The sequence below is a fragment of the Shewanella sp. FJAT-51649 genome, from assembly GCF_019457435.1.
Taxonomy (GTDB): Bacteria; Pseudomonadota; Gammaproteobacteria; order Enterobacterales; family Shewanellaceae; genus Shewanella; species Shewanella mangrovisoli.
In genome coordinates this window covers 247,663-262,697 of sequence record NZ_CP080411.1, presented here as the reverse complement: position 1 = coordinate 262,697, position 15,035 = coordinate 247,663, and the positions used below count along the sequence as shown (strand labels likewise).

At 50.6% G+C, this 15,035-nt stretch carries 13 protein-coding genes, 1 tRNA gene and 2 rRNA genes; 8 read left to right on the top strand and 8 right to left on the bottom strand.

Annotated features, from left to right (window positions below):
* Positions 1–45: 45 nt before the first annotated feature.
* Positions 46–1,905, bottom strand: a complete 1,860-nt coding sequence (locus tag K0H59_RS01260; RefSeq protein WP_220054409.1) for a sigma-54-dependent Fis family transcriptional regulator — start codon at positions 1,903–1,905, stop codon at positions 46–48.
* 368 nt (positions 1,906–2,273) lie between these two features.
* Between K0H59_RS01260 and K0H59_RS01255 the strand changes: the two genes are divergently transcribed.
* Positions 2,274–3,794, top strand: coding sequence for an aldehyde dehydrogenase family protein (locus K0H59_RS01255; RefSeq protein ID WP_088212544.1), 1,521 nt, complete (start codon positions 2,274–2,276; stop codon positions 3,792–3,794).
* 69 nt (positions 3,795–3,863) lie between these two features.
* Here the strand turns inward: K0H59_RS01255 and K0H59_RS01250 are convergent, their stop codons facing one another.
* Complete coding sequence (locus K0H59_RS01250) at positions 3,864–4,625, bottom strand: SDR family NAD(P)-dependent oxidoreductase (protein ID WP_220054408.1); 762 nt, start codon at positions 4,623–4,625, stop codon at positions 3,864–3,866.
* Positions 4,626–4,762: 137 nt separating this feature from the next.
* On the opposite strand from K0H59_RS01250, the gene K0H59_RS01245 reads away from it, so the two are divergent.
* The gene (locus tag K0H59_RS01245) at positions 4,763–5,680 is read left to right on the top strand and encodes a LysR family transcriptional regulator (protein WP_220054407.1); all 918 of its coding nucleotides are present in this window, start codon (positions 4,763–4,765) and stop codon (positions 5,678–5,680) included.
* Here the strand turns inward: K0H59_RS01245 and K0H59_RS01240 are convergent.
* Together K0H59_RS01240 and K0H59_RS01235 are read right to left on the bottom strand one after the other, a co-directional pair.
* A complete protein-coding gene (locus K0H59_RS01240; RefSeq protein WP_220054406.1) occupies positions 5,677–6,165 on the bottom strand; it encodes a hypothetical protein in 489 nt (162 codons plus the stop codon). The two genes, K0H59_RS01245 and K0H59_RS01240, sit on opposite strands and share 4 nt — an antisense overlap.
* A gap of 28 nt (positions 6,166–6,193) precedes the next feature.
* The gene (locus K0H59_RS01235; protein ID WP_220054405.1) at positions 6,194–6,616 is read right to left on the bottom strand and encodes a DUF2809 domain-containing protein; all 423 of its coding nucleotides are present in this window, start codon (positions 6,614–6,616) and stop codon (positions 6,194–6,196) included.
* 206 nt (positions 6,617–6,822) lie between these two features.
* Here K0H59_RS01235 and K0H59_RS01230 point away from each other — a divergent pair, with 206 nt between their 5' ends.
* From K0H59_RS01230 to K0H59_RS01205, 6 genes are read left to right on the top strand one after another with little or no spacing between them, the layout of a single operon-like run.
* Positions 6,823–7,419: a cytochrome b/b6 domain-containing protein gene (locus K0H59_RS01230; protein WP_220054404.1), complete on the top strand. Its 597-nt coding sequence runs from the start codon at positions 6,823–6,825 to the stop codon at positions 7,417–7,419.
* A gap of 32 nt (positions 7,420–7,451) precedes the next feature.
* Entirely contained in the window at positions 7,452–7,886 is a 435-nt protein-coding gene (locus K0H59_RS01225; protein WP_088212538.1) for a DUF1924 domain-containing protein, read from the top strand.
* Between the two features lie 47 nt (positions 7,887–7,933).
* On the top strand, positions 7,934–8,497 hold the full coding sequence (locus K0H59_RS01220) for a diheme cytochrome c (RefSeq protein ID WP_088212537.1): 564 nt from the start codon (positions 7,934–7,936) through the stop codon (positions 8,495–8,497).
* Positions 8,490–8,756 carry a PepSY domain-containing protein gene (locus tag K0H59_RS01215; protein ID WP_011715482.1) on the top strand — a complete coding sequence of 89 codons (267 nt, stop codon included), beginning with the start codon at positions 8,490–8,492 and terminating at the stop codon, positions 8,754–8,756. The genes K0H59_RS01220 and K0H59_RS01215 overlap by 8 nt, the downstream gene beginning before the upstream one ends.
* The gene (locus K0H59_RS01210) at positions 8,756–9,418 is read left to right on the top strand and encodes a response regulator transcription factor (RefSeq protein ID WP_023265941.1); all 663 of its coding nucleotides are present in this window, start codon (positions 8,756–8,758) and stop codon (positions 9,416–9,418) included. The genes K0H59_RS01215 and K0H59_RS01210 overlap by 1 nt, the downstream gene beginning before the upstream one ends.
* Positions 9,419–9,420: 2 nt before the next feature.
* Complete coding sequence (locus K0H59_RS01205) at positions 9,421–10,737, top strand: sensor histidine kinase (RefSeq protein ID WP_220054403.1); 1,317 nt, start codon at positions 9,421–9,423, stop codon at positions 10,735–10,737.
* A 38-nt stretch (positions 10,738–10,775) separates the two neighbouring features.
* Here K0H59_RS01205 and K0H59_RS01200 read toward each other — a convergent pair whose 3' ends face one another.
* The 4 genes from K0H59_RS01200 to K0H59_RS01185 all read right to left on the bottom strand — a co-directional run bounded on the left by K0H59_RS01200 (position 10,776) and on the right by K0H59_RS01185 (position 14,754).
* Positions 10,776–11,288 carry a DUF1993 family protein gene (locus tag K0H59_RS01200; RefSeq protein ID WP_220054402.1) on the bottom strand — a complete coding sequence of 171 codons (513 nt, stop codon included), beginning with the start codon at positions 11,286–11,288 and terminating at the stop codon, positions 10,776–10,778.
* A 205-nt stretch (positions 11,289–11,493) separates the two neighbouring features.
* Positions 11,494–11,570, bottom strand: a tRNA-Asp gene (locus K0H59_RS01195).
* A 45-nt stretch (positions 11,571–11,615) separates the two neighbouring features.
* A 5S ribosomal RNA gene (gene rrf / locus K0H59_RS01190) occupies positions 11,616–11,731 on the bottom strand.
* A gap of 130 nt (positions 11,732–11,861) precedes the next feature.
* Positions 11,862–14,754: ribosomal RNA gene (locus K0H59_RS01185) — 23S ribosomal RNA — on the bottom strand.
* Positions 14,755–15,035: the final 281 nt, after the last annotated feature.

The window sequence follows — 15,035 nt, the reverse complement described above, 5'->3', positions numbered from 1 at the left end:
GCGAACTCAGTTTGCGGGGCTTATATCATCAACAGTCAACTGCCGTTAATCCTTAATCCCTAGCTGTTTTAACTTGCGATACAAGGCATTACGGCTAATCCCCAAACGCTTGGCGCATTGGCTCACATTGCCATCGCAGGCACGGTAAGCCTGCAACACGTTCAGATTAATGGTTCCGTGGAGCGAGTCTATGGTGGCGGAGCTCGGCTCTGCCAGCTCGTGCGGATGCGCCGTAGCTTCTGCTTCGACAACTTCAGTTAAAGTTTGGGGCTCACACGCCAGATTCATTAGCTTTTGAGCCAGGTAATCGGGAAGATGATTTATCTCGAGTACAGCCTCACCTTCGGCCATCAAACAGGCCACCTGCATTAGGTTATCCAGCTCCCTTAGGTTGCCGGGCCAATCGTAACGCATTAGCTGCGCCAACAGCTCAGTACACAAGGTTTGCGCGCTGCTGCGGTGACGGCGGTGCAACTTATGGATGATGCGCTCAATATCCTGCCGCTCACGCAGCGCAGGCAGCCGCACCTGCAATCCATTTAAGCGATAAAACAAATCCTGACGGAACAATCCCTGCGCCACCAGCGACTCTAAGTCCATATGGGTCGCGGCGATGATCTGAATATCGACCTTAAAACTTTGATTACTGCCGACAGGGACCACCTCACGCTCCTGCAACACCCGAAGTAAACGGCTCTGCGCCGCTAGCGGCATCTCGCCAATTTCATCGAGGAACAAAAAGCCGCCGTGTGCCTGACGGATCTTACCGATAAAACCAGTTCGATTGGCGCCAGTAAAGGCCCCCGCCTGATAACCAAATAACTCAGACTCAACCAGCTCTGCGGGCAAGGCGGCGCAGTTTACTGCAACTATAGGCTGCGCGCGACGGGCACTCTGGGCGTGGAGCTTTTTCACAAATTGCTCTTTGCCGACACCCGTTTCGCCAAGCACAAGTAGAGGAATTTGCTTAGTGATCACCTTGTTCGCCTGCTGCCAGGCACGCTCAAGTAACGGGTCACGAAACCTGACACCCAATTGGTTCAAGGGTTTATCTTGAAGGGTTCTGGTACTTTTCGTCTGCGTCAGTGCCAATGCTTGCGTCTGCACATGCAGCGCCGAATCGCGGTGAAAGCCCCCCGCTCGCGCCCAATTGTCGCCGAGGTGTTGCTCTAAACTGTCCCCCAGCTTGGCTTGGCTCAGCAGCTGTTTAGCCATGGGATTACAACCCACGATCCGTCCGTCACTGCTGGCGATAACTATGCCTTGCCAGCCGGAATTCAACAAACTCGGCTGCGCCGCGAAATCGATTCGATAATGACTATCGGGCAGATGACACAGCAGCGCCGTTTCGACCTGCTGTGCCAGACTCGACACTAGCATCAAGGTTTGCTGCGAATGCCGTTGCTGCTCACTGGTAATATCGAGCACTCCGAGCATCTCGCCCTGAGGCGAAAAAATCGGGCAAGCGGTGCAACTCATAAAGCGGTTTTGGCGGATAAAATGCTGCTCTCCGACCACTGACACCGCCTGCTTGGCCGTGAGCGCCGTGCCTATTGCATTGGTGCCCTTATACTTTTCGAGCCAGTTGACCCCAATATCGAGCGCCACATCCGCCAGCTTGCTGGAATAGCGGCTCACGCCCCAATGTTTCAGCACATAACCGTCGGCATCGGAGAGCAATAATCGACTATTGGAGTGCGCCATCAGTTGATTAAATAGCGGCAAGGCATGGGATTGTACTAATTCGATGAGCTGCTGATATTGTTCATGTTTATGTTTGAGCTCCGAACGCGTGAGCCTGAGATCCTCACCGGCATGAAACTCTGACAAGCCAGCACCTAAGCTGCGCTGCCATGAATCGGTTAACCATGCCTGTGTGGTTGGAAAATGCGGTTTTACTGTCATAGCCAAGCTCCCCGAGCGCTGTTCCATTTCGGCACACTCACGGTGTGTCGTTGGATGACAAAATGACCACAGGGCACCTTTCCTTCCGTGAGAGCCCTATTATTTTGGATCTGCAAAATTAGCTTTTCATCATACTGTTAGCTCAACAAGTGTACAACTCCTGCCAGTTTGGCACTGTCCTTGCGATGTCTATTTATACGCAGTGCTCAAGTGTTGCGTAAGAGAACACCAACTTAATCAATAGCTTTGTCAGTCAACTCGATTGGCAAAGGATAAAAATAACAACAGTGCTTAAACCTATTTCAACAAGACCCATTGCTGAGACGCTGCACATTTAGCGTATTCGGCAGCCACAGAAGGAAAACACTATGATTTATGCTCAACCCGGAACCGCTGGTGCCATCGTTAACTTTAAAGAAAAATACGCCAACTTTATTGGTGGCAAATGGGTTGCCCCAGTCAACGGCGAATACTTCGATAATCGCTCCCCCGTCAATGGTCAAAACTTCTGTAAAATTCCCCGTTCCGACTACCGCGATATCGAACTGGCGCTCGATGCTGCCCACGCCGCTAAGGATGCCTGGGGCAAAACCTCGGTCACCGAGCGTGCGAATTTACTGCTGCGTATCGCCGATCGCGTTGAGCAAAATCTCGAATACTTAGCCGTTGCCGAAACCTGGGAAAACGGTAAAGCGGTGCGTGAAACCCTCAACGCCGACTTACCTCTGTTTGTCGACCATTTCCGTTACTTCGCCGGCTGCATTCGAGCACAGGAAGGCAGCGCCGCCGATATCGATGGCAACACCGTCAGCTACCACTTCCCCGAGCCATTGGGTGTCGTCGGGCAAATCATTCCGTGGAACTTCCCGCTGTTGATGGCGGCATGGAAAATCGCCCCCGCACTCGCTGCAGGTAACTGCGTGGTACTCAAACCCGCCGAGCAAACGCCCGTATCTATCCTTGTGCTGCTCGAACTGATTGAAGATCTGCTTCCGCCCGGCATCCTCAACGTCGTCAACGGTTTTGGCGCCGAAGCGGGCCAAGCTCTCGCCACCAGCAAACGCATCGCTAAACTGGCCTTTACTGGTTCCACCGAAGTCGGTTACCACATCTTAAAATGTGCCGCCGAATCACTGATCCCATCGACCGTCGAACTCGGCGGTAAATCGCCTAACCTGTATTTCGCCGATGTGATGGACCACGAAGACGAGTATTTAGATAAGGCCGTCGAAGGCATGTTGTTAGCCTTCTTTAACCAAGGTGAAGTCTGTACTTGCCCATCACGGGTGCTGATCCAAGAGTCGATTTACGATCGCTTTATCGAAAAAGTGCTCGCCCGTGCGCAAACCATCAAGCAGGGCAACCCGCTGGATACCGCCACCCAAGTGGGCGCACAGGCCTCCCAAGAACAGTTCGATAAGATTTTAAGCTATCTCGCAATTGGTAAAGATGAAGGCGCACAGGTGCTCTTAGGCGGCTCGCTCTGCCAACTCGAAGGCGATCAAAGCAAGGGCTATTACATCAGCCCAACGATCATGAAAGGTCATAATAAGATGCGGATTTTCCAAGAGGAAATCTTCGGTCCGGTAATTTCGGTGACCACCTTCAAGGATGAAGCCGAAGCCTTGGCAATTGCCAACGATACCGAATACGGCCTTGGTGCGGGTGTATGGACGCGGGACATGAACCGCGCTCAGCGTCTAGGTCGAGGCATTCAAGCGGGTCGCGTTTGGATTAACTGCTACCACGCCTATCCTGCCCACGCAGCCTTTGGCGGCTATAAGAAGTCCGGCATCGGCCGTGAAACCCACAAGATGATGCTCAATCACTATCAAAACACCAAAAACCTATTGGTGAGTTACGATATCAATCCGCTCGGGTTCTTCTAACCAAACGGAAACTTTGCCTTGCTCACAAGAAAGGGCCATGGGCCCTTTCTTTGTTTTTATCGCATTGAACTATAAGAACATACCGCCAGAAGCCTCGATACGCTGGGCGTTTATCCACGCCGCGGCGGGTGATAACAAGACACTGATTGCGCCGCCAATATCCTCGGGTAATCCCACCCGCCCCAACGCCGTTTGCTGCGCTAAAAACTCATTCATCTGGCGGTTATCCCGTACCGCACCACCGCCAAAGTCCGTTTCTATCGCACCGGGAGCCAGCACATTAACGCGAATGCCGCGTGGACCAAGCTCCTTCGCCCAGTATTTGGTCATGGTTTCGACCGCGCCTTTCATGGTGGCGTAGGCACCAAACCCCGGAACAGCAAAGCGCGTTAACCCCGTAGAGACATTGATAATACTGCCATTATCGGCAAGTAGAGGCAGCAACGCCTGAGTTAAAAAGAAGGGTCCTTTAACATGGATATTCATCAAAGTATCAAACTGCTCCACACTGGTTTCAGCCATGGGAACATGGATACCAATCCCAGCATTATTAACTAGATAGTTAAAACTATCCCGCTGCCAAGTCTGTTCGAGCGCGGTTTTTACGCGCAGCGAAAAATCGTTAAAGGACTGGCTATCACCCACATCTAACGGTAAAGCGACAGCCTTGCGCCCGTGCCATTCAATTTCCGCTACCACCTCGGCGGCCGCAGCGGCATTACTTTGGTAAGTTAGAATAATATCAACACCTTGGGCGGCTAAGGTCAGGGCCGCATTTTTACCTAAGCCACGGCTTGCACCAGTGATCAGCGCGATGGGAGTTGTGTTCATTGTGTATCCTCTTCATTCATCTATGTTAATGCCGCCGCACAGCATGGCGATCCCACTGCACACAGCTTATTACTTGCACAAAGAGGGATAAACACACTATAAATGGCAAGACTGTTAGCTATTAGAGAACAATTGCGATGCAAGATAGACTACAAGCCATGCAAATTTTTATGCGGGTGGCTGAATTAGAGAGTTTTACTCAAGCCAGTATCAGCCTAGGTCTGTCGAAAACCCATGTATCGAATGTAGTGGCCCAGTTCGAAACCGCGTTAGGCGCACGTTTACTACAACGTACCACCCGAACGGTGCGCCTCACTCAAGATGGCATAAGTTGTTATGAGCGCTGTAAAAACTTGCTCACCGACTATCAAGAGTTAGAAAGCCTTTTCCAACTGCAGGCGGTGCAAGTTTCCGGTCGCTTAAGAGTCGATATGTCTACAGGGATAGCACGAAACTTAGTGCTTCCCCAGCTTCCTGACTTTATTGAACAATATCCCCAGATTGAGTTGGAGCTGAGCAGCACCGACCGTAAAGTAGATATCGTTGCCGAAGGTTTTGACTGCGTGATCCGCGTTGGCAGCGTGCAGCAAGAAGGCGTTATCGCTAAAAAGATTGGCCACTTTAAGATGCTTAACTGCGTTAGCCCAAGCTACATCGTAAAATATGGCAGACCCTCGAATATAGAAGAGCTTAGCCAAGGGCATAAGCTTATCCATTACGTTGGCCAGTTAGGCGGCAGTGATTCAGGATTTGAATATCTGAGCCAAGATAATCACGAACTATGCGCCCTAGCCTTACCTAAGCTAATCACGGTCAATAATGCCGATGCCTACAGTGCCGCCTGTCTGGCGGGTTTAGGGATTATTCAAGCGCCAAATATTGGGGTGGCAAAATATCTCCAAACTGGCGAACTGATAGAGATCCTGCCAGATTACCCTGCGCCCTCAATGCCGGTGAGCCTGCTCTATCCCCATAGACGCCATCTTTCAAAGCGCCTTCAGGTATTTATGGCTTGGTTAACCGAGCTGCTAACGCCTTTTTTAGTATCGCGTTAACGGCCAGTCTCGATATTCGCTAACCGCTGCGACAGTTCCGCCATCGAGCTTGCCGTGCGGGGATCGCACTCAGGGTTGGCTACTGGGTTAAATGCGAGACGAGGCCCGCCGAACCGACCTAAACGGCTTGGCAGAATATGCAAATCCCAAACTAGCTGATCGTAGTAATGCAGCCGCAGGCCATTATCCGCAACTGGCCAATGGGCATAGAGTAAAAACGAATGATAGCTCTGCGAGAGGGAGCGACTCGCCACTAATTTAAAGGATGCATCGAGCAGGCTGCACTCGGTCGATTCTTCAAAGGGGCAATCGTAGGAGGTCAGCAGTAAATAGCTTTGGGCGCCATTGGGTAAGGTGCAGCGGTACTGGGCCTCAAGCTGTCTTCCCGCGATGTTGGCGCCAGTAGCTTGCTGATTGAAATACAAAGGCTGAGTGAGCGCCTCGGTATCGGACACTCGCAGTGTGAAGGCTGTTATCGGCTTCATGCTGTCTCCTCCCAGTGCCTTGAAATCGCTAATTTCGCTTCCAATACAAGCCCATCAAAATCAGGTATCCGACAAAATACGCCAGCAAGTCGAGTGGATCGAAATGGCTACCAATCACGATTCGCGCCAAGCGATTGCCGCCCAGCCCCAGCTTGTCCACTAAGCCCCAATACTGGCCAAATTCGATAGCGAAGGCAAACAGCAGCACAGCCAGTGCTAACCATGGTGTGTGCCAAAACCGATTGATTGACTCCCCTTTTGTATTCTCCACGGGCACTAGCGTTCGCGCCATGCAAAACAACAGGATCACCACTAACACGTCACCGACAAAACCGCGAATAAACCCCAGAGGCACAAAACGCGCGATCAACACTTCGATGATAAACAGCAGCACAGCATAAATTAAAAAAGATTTTCGATCGGGCCGACGGCTAAAAAGATGGACAGGCATAAACGGTTAATCCCTTACCTCTCGAAGATGAAGCGGCAAAATCTAGCTGAATACCAATAGCTTAACAAGCTTAGTTCGATGGATTTTTCACTTATTTACCCAGTTAGCTCATCAGAACATCGGGCAAGTTCACTCCGCAAAATTTAAGCGCCGTTTAAGTTTGGCTTTAGTAGCCTGCAAGCACACCACCTTAGGAGCAACAGATCATGTCCTCAAATATGCAGCAAAACATCAAAGTCTGGGATCCCTTGATCCGTATCTTTCACTGGTCATTGGTGGGCTTTTTTACCTTAGCCTACCTCACCGAAGGTGAAGACGAATGGATGAACATCCACAGTTACGCTGGCTACAGCATCTTAACCCTGCTGGTATTTCGCCTGTTATGGGGCGTGATTGGCACTCACCATGCGCGTTTTATCAACTTTGTTACCCGTCCGAGCATAGCATGGGCTTACCTGAAGGAACTGTTCACGGGCAGGGCTAAGGATTACATCGGCCACAATCCTGCGGGCGCACTGATGATAGTCGCCCTGATCCTCAGCATAGGGTTCACGGGCTTCTCCGGCATGGCGCTTTATGCCACAGATGGCCAAGGTCCACTGGCCACAAGCTTTTTCGTCTCTTGGCCCGAGGGCGCACTGAAGGAAGTGCATGAGTTTTTTGCCAACTTAAGCCTGTTTCTTATCGTCACCCATGTCGGCGGCGTGATCGCCAGCAGCCTGCTGCATAAGGAAAACCTCGTCAAAGCCATGCTAACAGGTAAAAAGCAGCGCCCGTTGATCCAACAAGATGAACATCAATAACCGTCGAAATTGACCGTTCAAAGGAGTCAGAGATGAACAACAACCAGAATAAAAGCCTGATGGGACTGGCACTCACTGTGGTACTGCTCAGCAGTTTTAATGCTAGCGCCGCCAATACTAAGGTCGCCAGCTTGCCACTCAGCGCCGAGCGAATCGGCTTACAACTGCAACAATATCAGGCACAAGGTGCAGGCCCCTTTAGCGCCGCAGCAGGACAAGCACTGTGGCTACAGCAGAGTGAAGACCGCAGCTGTGCCTGCTGCCACACCGCCAAAGTGACAGACTCAGGTATGCATCAAAACACCCGAAAGCCCATCGAGGCTATGGCGCCGTCGCTCACCAGTAACCGTTTAACCGATGCGGCCAAGATTGAGAAATGGTTTACCCGCAACTGTAACTGGACCTTTAAACGCGAGTGCACGCCTCAAGAAAAAGGCGACGTACTGCTGTGGCTGAGTTTGCAATAACGGCGTTATTCACATCCATTTTAATCAGTAAAACCTAAGGAAATATCATGACTAAACAAGCCCATCCCCTAAGCTGGATTGTAGGTTCAACACTCACCGTCCTCGCCCTTGCGATAGGCGTCGTAGGGCTCAGCTTGACCTTTACCGGTACAGGTTATGCCGACGATGGTCGAGAGCTGAATCAAGCTATCCCACAAAATGCAGAATACTCGGCAGAATGCGGTAGCTGCCATATGGCGTATCCCGCAAATTTACTGCCCGCCGAAAAATGGCAGGCAATCACCAGCAACCTAAGCAACCACTTTGGTGATGATGCCAGCATGGCGCCTGAAGCAGCGGCTAGAATTGAGCAATATCTCGTTCAACATGCTGCGCAAAATGGTAAGGTGATGAAAAATAGCAAACCTTTGATTGCCGGAATGGGGCCGCAAAAAATTACCGAGCAGGCATTTTTTATCCGTAAGCACGATGAGATCCCAAGACGCATGGTGCAAGATAACCCCAAAGTCGGCTCATTCAGTCAATGCAGCAATTGCCATAACCTCGCAGAGAAGGGCATATTCGATGAAGATACCGTTAATATTCCTGGCTTTGGTCGCTGGGATGATTAACAGCCCAAGCTGTCTAGCCCATGATGAAGACCTCTCCAACAAAGTGGTCGAATGGGTGAAGGAGGGTAAAGTATTACCCTTCGACACCATAATGCAACGCTATGAGTCGCGCCTTAAGGGGCGCTTGCTCGACCTCGAGGTCGAGCAAAAACACGGGCGCATCATCTATGAACTCGAAATCCTGCGCGACGATGGCATTGTCTATGAGATTAAGATCGATGCCAAGACGGGTGAATGGCTTAAGGAAAAGGTCGACTGATGCGCTTACTCTTGATTGAAGATGATGCCGACTTAGTAGCTCGCCTCATCCCCGCCCTTAATAAGGCGGGCTACACTGTTGAACATGCCAATAACGGTATCGATGGCGCATTTCTTGGCGAGGAAGAAGCCTTCGAAGCGGTGATCCTCGATTTAGGCTTGCCCGGTAAGCCGGGCTTAAGCGTACTGAGCCAATGGCGCCAAAAGGGCCTGCTGATGCCAGTGTTAATCCTTACGGCTCGCGATGCTTGGCACGAACGCGTCGATGGCCTAAAGGCTGGCGCCGATGATTATCTCGGTAAACCTTTCCATGTTGAGGAGCTGCTCGCCAGATTAGAAGCGCTGATCCGCCGCCACTTTGGCCGCGCCGATAATCTGCTGCAACATGCAGGCGTCTCCCTCGATGTGGATAAACAAGCGGTGACCAATGCCGAAGGGGACGTTATCGAGCTGACTAAGATTGAGTATCGCCTGCTGCATTATTTAATGGCCAACCCGACTAAAATTGTGTCCAAATCCGAGTTGAGCGAGCGTATTTACGAAGAGGAACAAATCAAAGACAGCAATGTGATTGAAGTGTACGTCAACCGACTCCGCCAACGCCTAGGCAAAGACTATATCGAAACGCGACGCGGCCAAGGTTATCGACTCAAGGATGCCTAAGCGTGTATTCACTCAAAGCCTACCTCACCCGCAATCTGCTTATCACCCTCACCTGCGCCATGGCACTATTGCTGTATTTGCTATTTCAAGGCATTCAAATCTTAACCCAAGACTTTGTCGCCTCGCGCCTGCAACACGATGCCGATAGCCTGATCTCCGCCCTCGAACCGCAAGCCGATGGCACTTGGTCGCTAAGTACAGACAGGCTCCCCAATGTGTATCACAGGGTCAATTCGGGCCACTACTTTGCGATTGACATCGGTGAACAGCTATTACGTTCGCGCTCGCTGTTTGACCATGCCGTCTCACTCCCCAATCTTAAAGTTGGCGAGCAACAACAAGCCACTCAATACGTGGGCCAGGAACACTGGCTGATGCTCAGCCAGACCATAGTCAAGAATGGGCAAACCATTACCCTATGGGTAACGGAAGACATAAGCTCGCTCGAGCAAACCCAATTACGCTTTTTAGGCTTTGCCGCGGTAGTGGTACTGCTGACCATTATGATCCTGCTATTTGCCCAGCATCTATTGCTCAAGCGGGGCTTTAAACCGCTAGAGCAAATGCCAGATGCCATCAGGCAACTGCGACTCCAAGGGCAAGAAATCGATACCCAGCACACGCCAACAGAAATTAGCCCATTGATTGAGGAAATCGAACGCCTCATAAATCAACTAGGACAAAGGGTACAACGTTCACGCAATGCCTTGGGTAATCTTGCCCACGAAATGAAACGCCCTCTACAAGGGCTACAATCCTACCTCGATAGCCTAGCGCCCGATCAAAGACGCGAAGGCAGTAAGGTACTCGCGGATCTGCACCATATTATTGAGCGAGAGCTTAAACGCACTAAAATCGTTGGACTTTCAACCCCTGGGCGTTTCACCGTGCTCAATGACGACCTACCGCCACTTATCCAAGTGATGCAGCGCATCTATCCAGAACGTCAAATTGATAGTCAGTTTGATAAGAAACTTGTGCTGCCCTTCGATCGGGACGACTTGCTGGAACTGCTTGGCAATCTACTCGACAATGCCTGCAAGCATGCGCGTCGACAGATACAACTTTGTATTGAGCAGACTAATACCAGCAATCAATCGTATCAAATAGAGGTCAGCGACGATGGCGAAGGTGTATCGGATACTGATTTAGAGGTGATTACGGAGCGAGGGATTAGGCTCGATGAGAGCATTCAAGGCCATGGCTTAGGCCTGTCGATTTGCAAAGATATTGTCGAGAGTTATCAGGGGGAACTTAGCTTTACGCATTCAACACTTGGCGGGCTAAAGGTTAGCGTGATATTGCCTCAGCCGCATTAAGCGCACAGCAAAGCAAACACTCTGCTGTGCGATGGGCATTACGCCTTGTAAGGCATAGGGCCAAGATAATCTTTCTTACCCACATCCACACCGTTGTGGCGCAGAATCGCATAGGCCGTCGTCACATGGAAATATAAGTTTGGGATGGCATGCTCAATCGCAAACTCATACCCCGTCAAATACTTACCTTCCCAACGCGGTTGAGAAACATGGATAGTCGCCGCATCGGCAAAATCTGCCTCAGTAAATTGAGCTAAGTACTCGATAACAGAAGCAATACGCGCTTGCAGCTCAGGTAGCGTCGTTTCAGTATCATCATGCTTAGGCACAGTTTCTAAATTACCCGTCAGACGTGCGACCCCAATCTTAGCGGTATCACAGGCAATCTGGATCTGACGGATCAGATTAAATTGATCGGGTGCTAAGCGGGAATTCAATAATACCGCCATATCCACCTTCTTCAAGTTGGCAAAAACCTCACCCTTTTCCAGAATAAGACTCAAATTTTTCAGCATCTTGCTAAATTGAACAGCCGTTAAATCATAAAGCATGACATAAACTCCTGTGATAAACGCCACCAGATTGCAGCACTTCGGATTATCTTGGGGCAAATAACATGATTTCAACAGCAGAAAATAAAGATTTATTTTGCGTTAGCCTGAGGGCTGGTAGACGAAGAAAGATTGGAGCGGCTAAAAAGTGGTACAGATAAAACGAAAAAAGCCTCATCTTTCGATGAGGCTTATCTCTTTGTGTTGGCGGAGCGGACGGGACTCGAACCCGCGACCCCCGGCGTGACAGGCCGGTATTCTAACCAACTGAACTACCGCTCCAACTCTGTCTGGCGCTACTTGTTTCAAGTAGAGACCAAATTAGGCGCTTGGCGATGACCTACTCTCACATGGGGAGACCCCACACTACCATCGGCGCGATTGCGTTTCACTTCTGAGTTCGGGATGGGATCAGGTGGGACCACAATGCTATTGTCACCAAGCAAATTTGTTATTTACTACCAGTCTTATCTCATGCAGGCAGTAAATTAAATTCGGAAAGCTGGTTTGAGTTGCACTTCTTAAGTGTTTGTATTCAAGCTAAGTACTCTTAGCAAAACCCATCTGGGTTGTATGGTTAAGCCTCTCGAGTCATTAGTATCAGTTAGCTCAACGCCTCACAACGCTTACACACCTGACCTATCAACGTCCTAGTCTCGAACGGCTCTTTAGTGGACTTATAGTCCAAGGGATGACTCATCTTGGGGCTCGCTTCCCGCTTAGATGCTTTCAGCGGTTATCGATTCCGAACATAGCTACCGGGCAATGCCATTGGCATGACAACCCGAACACCAGCGGTTCGTTCACTCCGGTCCTCTCGTACTAGGAGCAACTCCCCTCAATCATCCAACGCCCACGGCAGATAGGGACCGAACTGTCTCACGACGTTCTGAACCCAGCTCGCGTACCACTTTAAATGGCGAACAGCCATACCCTTGGGACCGACTTCAGCCCCAGGATGTGATGAGCCGACATCGAGGTGCCAAACACCGCCGTCGATATGAACTCTTGGGCGGTATCAGCCTGTTATCCCCGGAGTACCTTTTATCCGTTGAGCGATGGCCCTTCCATTCAGAACCACCGGATCACTATGACCTACTTTCGTACCTGCTCGACGTGTCTGTCTCGCAGTTAAGCTGGCTTATGCCATTGCACTAACCGTACGATGTCCGACCGTACTTAGCCAACCTTCGTGCTCCTCCGTTACTCTTTGGGAGGAGACCGCCCCAGTCAAACTACCCACCAGGCACTGTCCTTAACCCCGATTAGGGGCCCAAGTTAGAACATCAACACTACAAGGGTGGTATTTCAAGGACGACTCCATCAGAACTAGCGTTCCAACTTCAAAGTCTCCCACCTATCCTACACATGTAGGGTCAATGTTCAGTGCCAAGCTATAGTAAAGGTTCACGGGGTCTTTCCGTCTAGCCGCGGGTATACGGCATCTTCACCGCAATTTCAACTTCACTGAGTCTCGGCTGGAGACAGCGTGGCCATCATTACGCCATTCGTGCAGGTCGGAACTTACCCGACAAGGAATTTCGCTACCTTAGGACCGTTATAGTTACGGCCGCCGTTTACCGGGGCTTCGATCATGAGCTTCTCTTGCGATAACCCAATCAATTAACCTTCCGGCACCGGGCAGGCGTCACACCGTATACGTCATCTTGCGATTTTGCACAGTGCTGTGTTTTTGATAAACAGTTGCAGCCACCTGGTATCTGCGACTGCCGTCAGCTTAGGGAGCAAGTCCCATCACCAACAGCAGCGTACCTTCTCCCGAAGTTACGGTACCATTTTGCCTAGTTCCTTCAGCCGAGTTCTCTCAAGCGCCTTGGTATTCTCTACCCGACCACCTGTGTCGGTTTGGGGTACGATTCCCGCTAACCTGAAGCTTAGAAGATTTTCCTGGAAGCATGGCATCAACTACTTCATCCCCTTGGGGACTCGTCATCAGCTCTCAGTGTATAGTGACCCGGATTTGCCTAAGTCACCCACCTACCACCTTAAACGCGGACTACCAACGCCGCGCTAGCCTAGCCTTCTCCGTCTCTCCATCGCAGTTAGCGGAAGTACAGAAATATTAATCTGTTTCCCATCGACTACGCCTTTCGGCCTCGCCTTAGGGGTCGACTCACCCTGCCCCGATTAACGTTGGACAGGAACCCTTGGTCTTTCGGCGAGGGGGTTTTTCACCCCCTTTATCGTTACTCATGTCAGCATTCGCACTTCTGATACCTCCAGCGTGGGTTACCCCTTCACCTTCAACGGCTTACAGAACGCTCCTCTACCGCGCAACCCTAAAGGATTGCACCCGTAGCTTCGGTGGTATGTTTAGCCCCGTTACATCTTCCGCGCAGGCCGACTCGACTAGTGAGCTATTACGCTTTCTTTAAATGATGGCTGCTTCTAAGCCAACATCCTAGCTGTCTAAGCCTTCCCACATCGTTTCCCACTTAACATACACTTTGGGACCTTAGCTGACGGTCTGGGTTGTTTCCCTTTTGACGACGGACGTTAGCACCCGCCGTCTGTCTCCCGGATAGCACTCTTTGGTATTCGGAGTTTGCAAAGGGTTGGTAAGTCGGGATGACCCCCTAGCCTTAACAGTGCTCTACCCCCAAAGGTGTTCGTCCGAGGCGCTACCTAAATAGCTTTCGAGGAGAACCAGATATCTCCCGGTTTGATTGGCCTTTCACCCCCAGCCACAAGTCATCCGCTAATTTTTCAACATTAGTCGGTTCGGTCCTCCAGTTGATGTTACTCAACCTTCAACCTGCCCATGGCTAGATCACCGGGTTTCGGGTCTACGCCTTGCAACTAAACGCGCAGTTAACACTCGGTTTCCCTACGGCTCCGCTATTCGCTTAACCTCGCTACAAAACGTAAGTCGCTGACCCATTATACAAAAGGTACGCAGTCACGGTCTCAAGAACCGCTCCCACTGCTTGTACGTATACGGTTTCAGGTTCTATTTCACTCCCCTCACAGGGGTTCTTTTCGCCTTTCCCTCACGGTACTGGTTCACTATCGGTCAGTCAGGAGTATTTAGCCTTGGAGGATGGTCCCCCCATATTCAAACAGGATATCACGTGTCCCGCCTTACTCGTTTTCATCAAAGGTTAGTTTTCGTGTACGGGGCTATCACCCTGTGCCGCTGGACTTTCCAGACCATTCCACTAACACCCCTCTGACTTAAGGGCTAATCCCCGTTCGCTCGCCGCTACTAGGGGAATCTCGGTTGATTTCTTTTCCTAAGGGTACTTAGATGTTTCAGTTCCCCTCGTTTGCCTCGCAACGCTATGTATTCACGTTACGATAACAGCTTATGCTGCTGGGTTCCCCCATTCGGACATCGTTAGCTCAAATGCTTGTTACTAGCTCGCCAACGCTTTTCGCAAGTTACTACGTCCTTCATCGCCTCTGACTGCCAAGGCATCCACCGTATACGCTTAGTCGCTTAACCATACAACCCAAATGAGTTTCACTCACCTAGGTCGTTGCGACCAGCTGGTTTTACTTGTCTCATTTCCGACCAAGGAAATGGACTCGCCTTAGACTTGAATATTCAAGACACTTAAAAAGTGTTTTAAGAACTCAATTTTTTCGTATTAACACAACGACAGACATCATTGCATTAATTACTATCAGCTTTCCAAATTGTTAAAGAACAATGCTTACCGGCAAGCGGTGCATTTCGCTCTCCCTCCTCTTTCGAGAAGTTCAACAAGCCATCTGTGTGAACAC

What these genes read in the sequence shown, in the direction of transcription:
- K0H59_RS01240 (WP_220054406.1), bottom strand. Translation starts at nt 6,165, where the DNA reads ATGAAGCCGATAACAGCCTTCACACTGCGAGTGTCCGATACCGAGGCG.
- K0H59_RS01255 (WP_088212544.1), top strand. Translation starts at nt 2,274, where the DNA reads ATGATTTATGCTCAACCCGGAACCGCTGGTGCCATCGTTAACTTTAAA.
- K0H59_RS01220 (WP_088212537.1), top strand. Translation starts at nt 7,934, where the DNA reads ATGACTAAACAAGCCCATCCCCTAAGCTGGATTGTAGGTTCAACACTC.
- K0H59_RS01250 (WP_220054408.1), bottom strand. Translation starts at nt 4,625, where the DNA reads ATGAACACAACTCCCATCGCGCTGATCACTGGTGCAAGCCGTGGCTTA.
- K0H59_RS01245 (WP_220054407.1), top strand. Translation starts at nt 4,763, where the DNA reads ATGCAAGATAGACTACAAGCCATGCAAATTTTTATGCGGGTGGCTGAA.
- K0H59_RS01235 (WP_220054405.1), bottom strand. Translation starts at nt 6,616, where the DNA reads ATGCCTGTCCATCTTTTTAGCCGTCGGCCCGATCGAAAATCTTTTTTA.
- K0H59_RS01215 (WP_011715482.1), top strand. Translation starts at nt 8,490, where the DNA reads ATGATTAACAGCCCAAGCTGTCTAGCCCATGATGAAGACCTCTCCAAC.
- K0H59_RS01230 (WP_220054404.1), top strand. Translation starts at nt 6,823, where the DNA reads ATGTCCTCAAATATGCAGCAAAACATCAAAGTCTGGGATCCCTTGATC.
- K0H59_RS01225 (WP_088212538.1), top strand. Translation starts at nt 7,452, where the DNA reads ATGAACAACAACCAGAATAAAAGCCTGATGGGACTGGCACTCACTGTG.
- K0H59_RS01210 (WP_023265941.1), top strand. Translation starts at nt 8,756, where the DNA reads ATGCGCTTACTCTTGATTGAAGATGATGCCGACTTAGTAGCTCGCCTC.
- K0H59_RS01260 (WP_220054409.1), bottom strand. Translation starts at nt 1,905, where the DNA reads ATGACAGTAAAACCGCATTTTCCAACCACACAGGCATGGTTAACCGAT.
- K0H59_RS01200 (WP_220054402.1), bottom strand. Translation starts at nt 11,288, where the DNA reads ATGCTTTATGATTTAACGGCTGTTCAATTTAGCAAGATGCTGAAAAAT.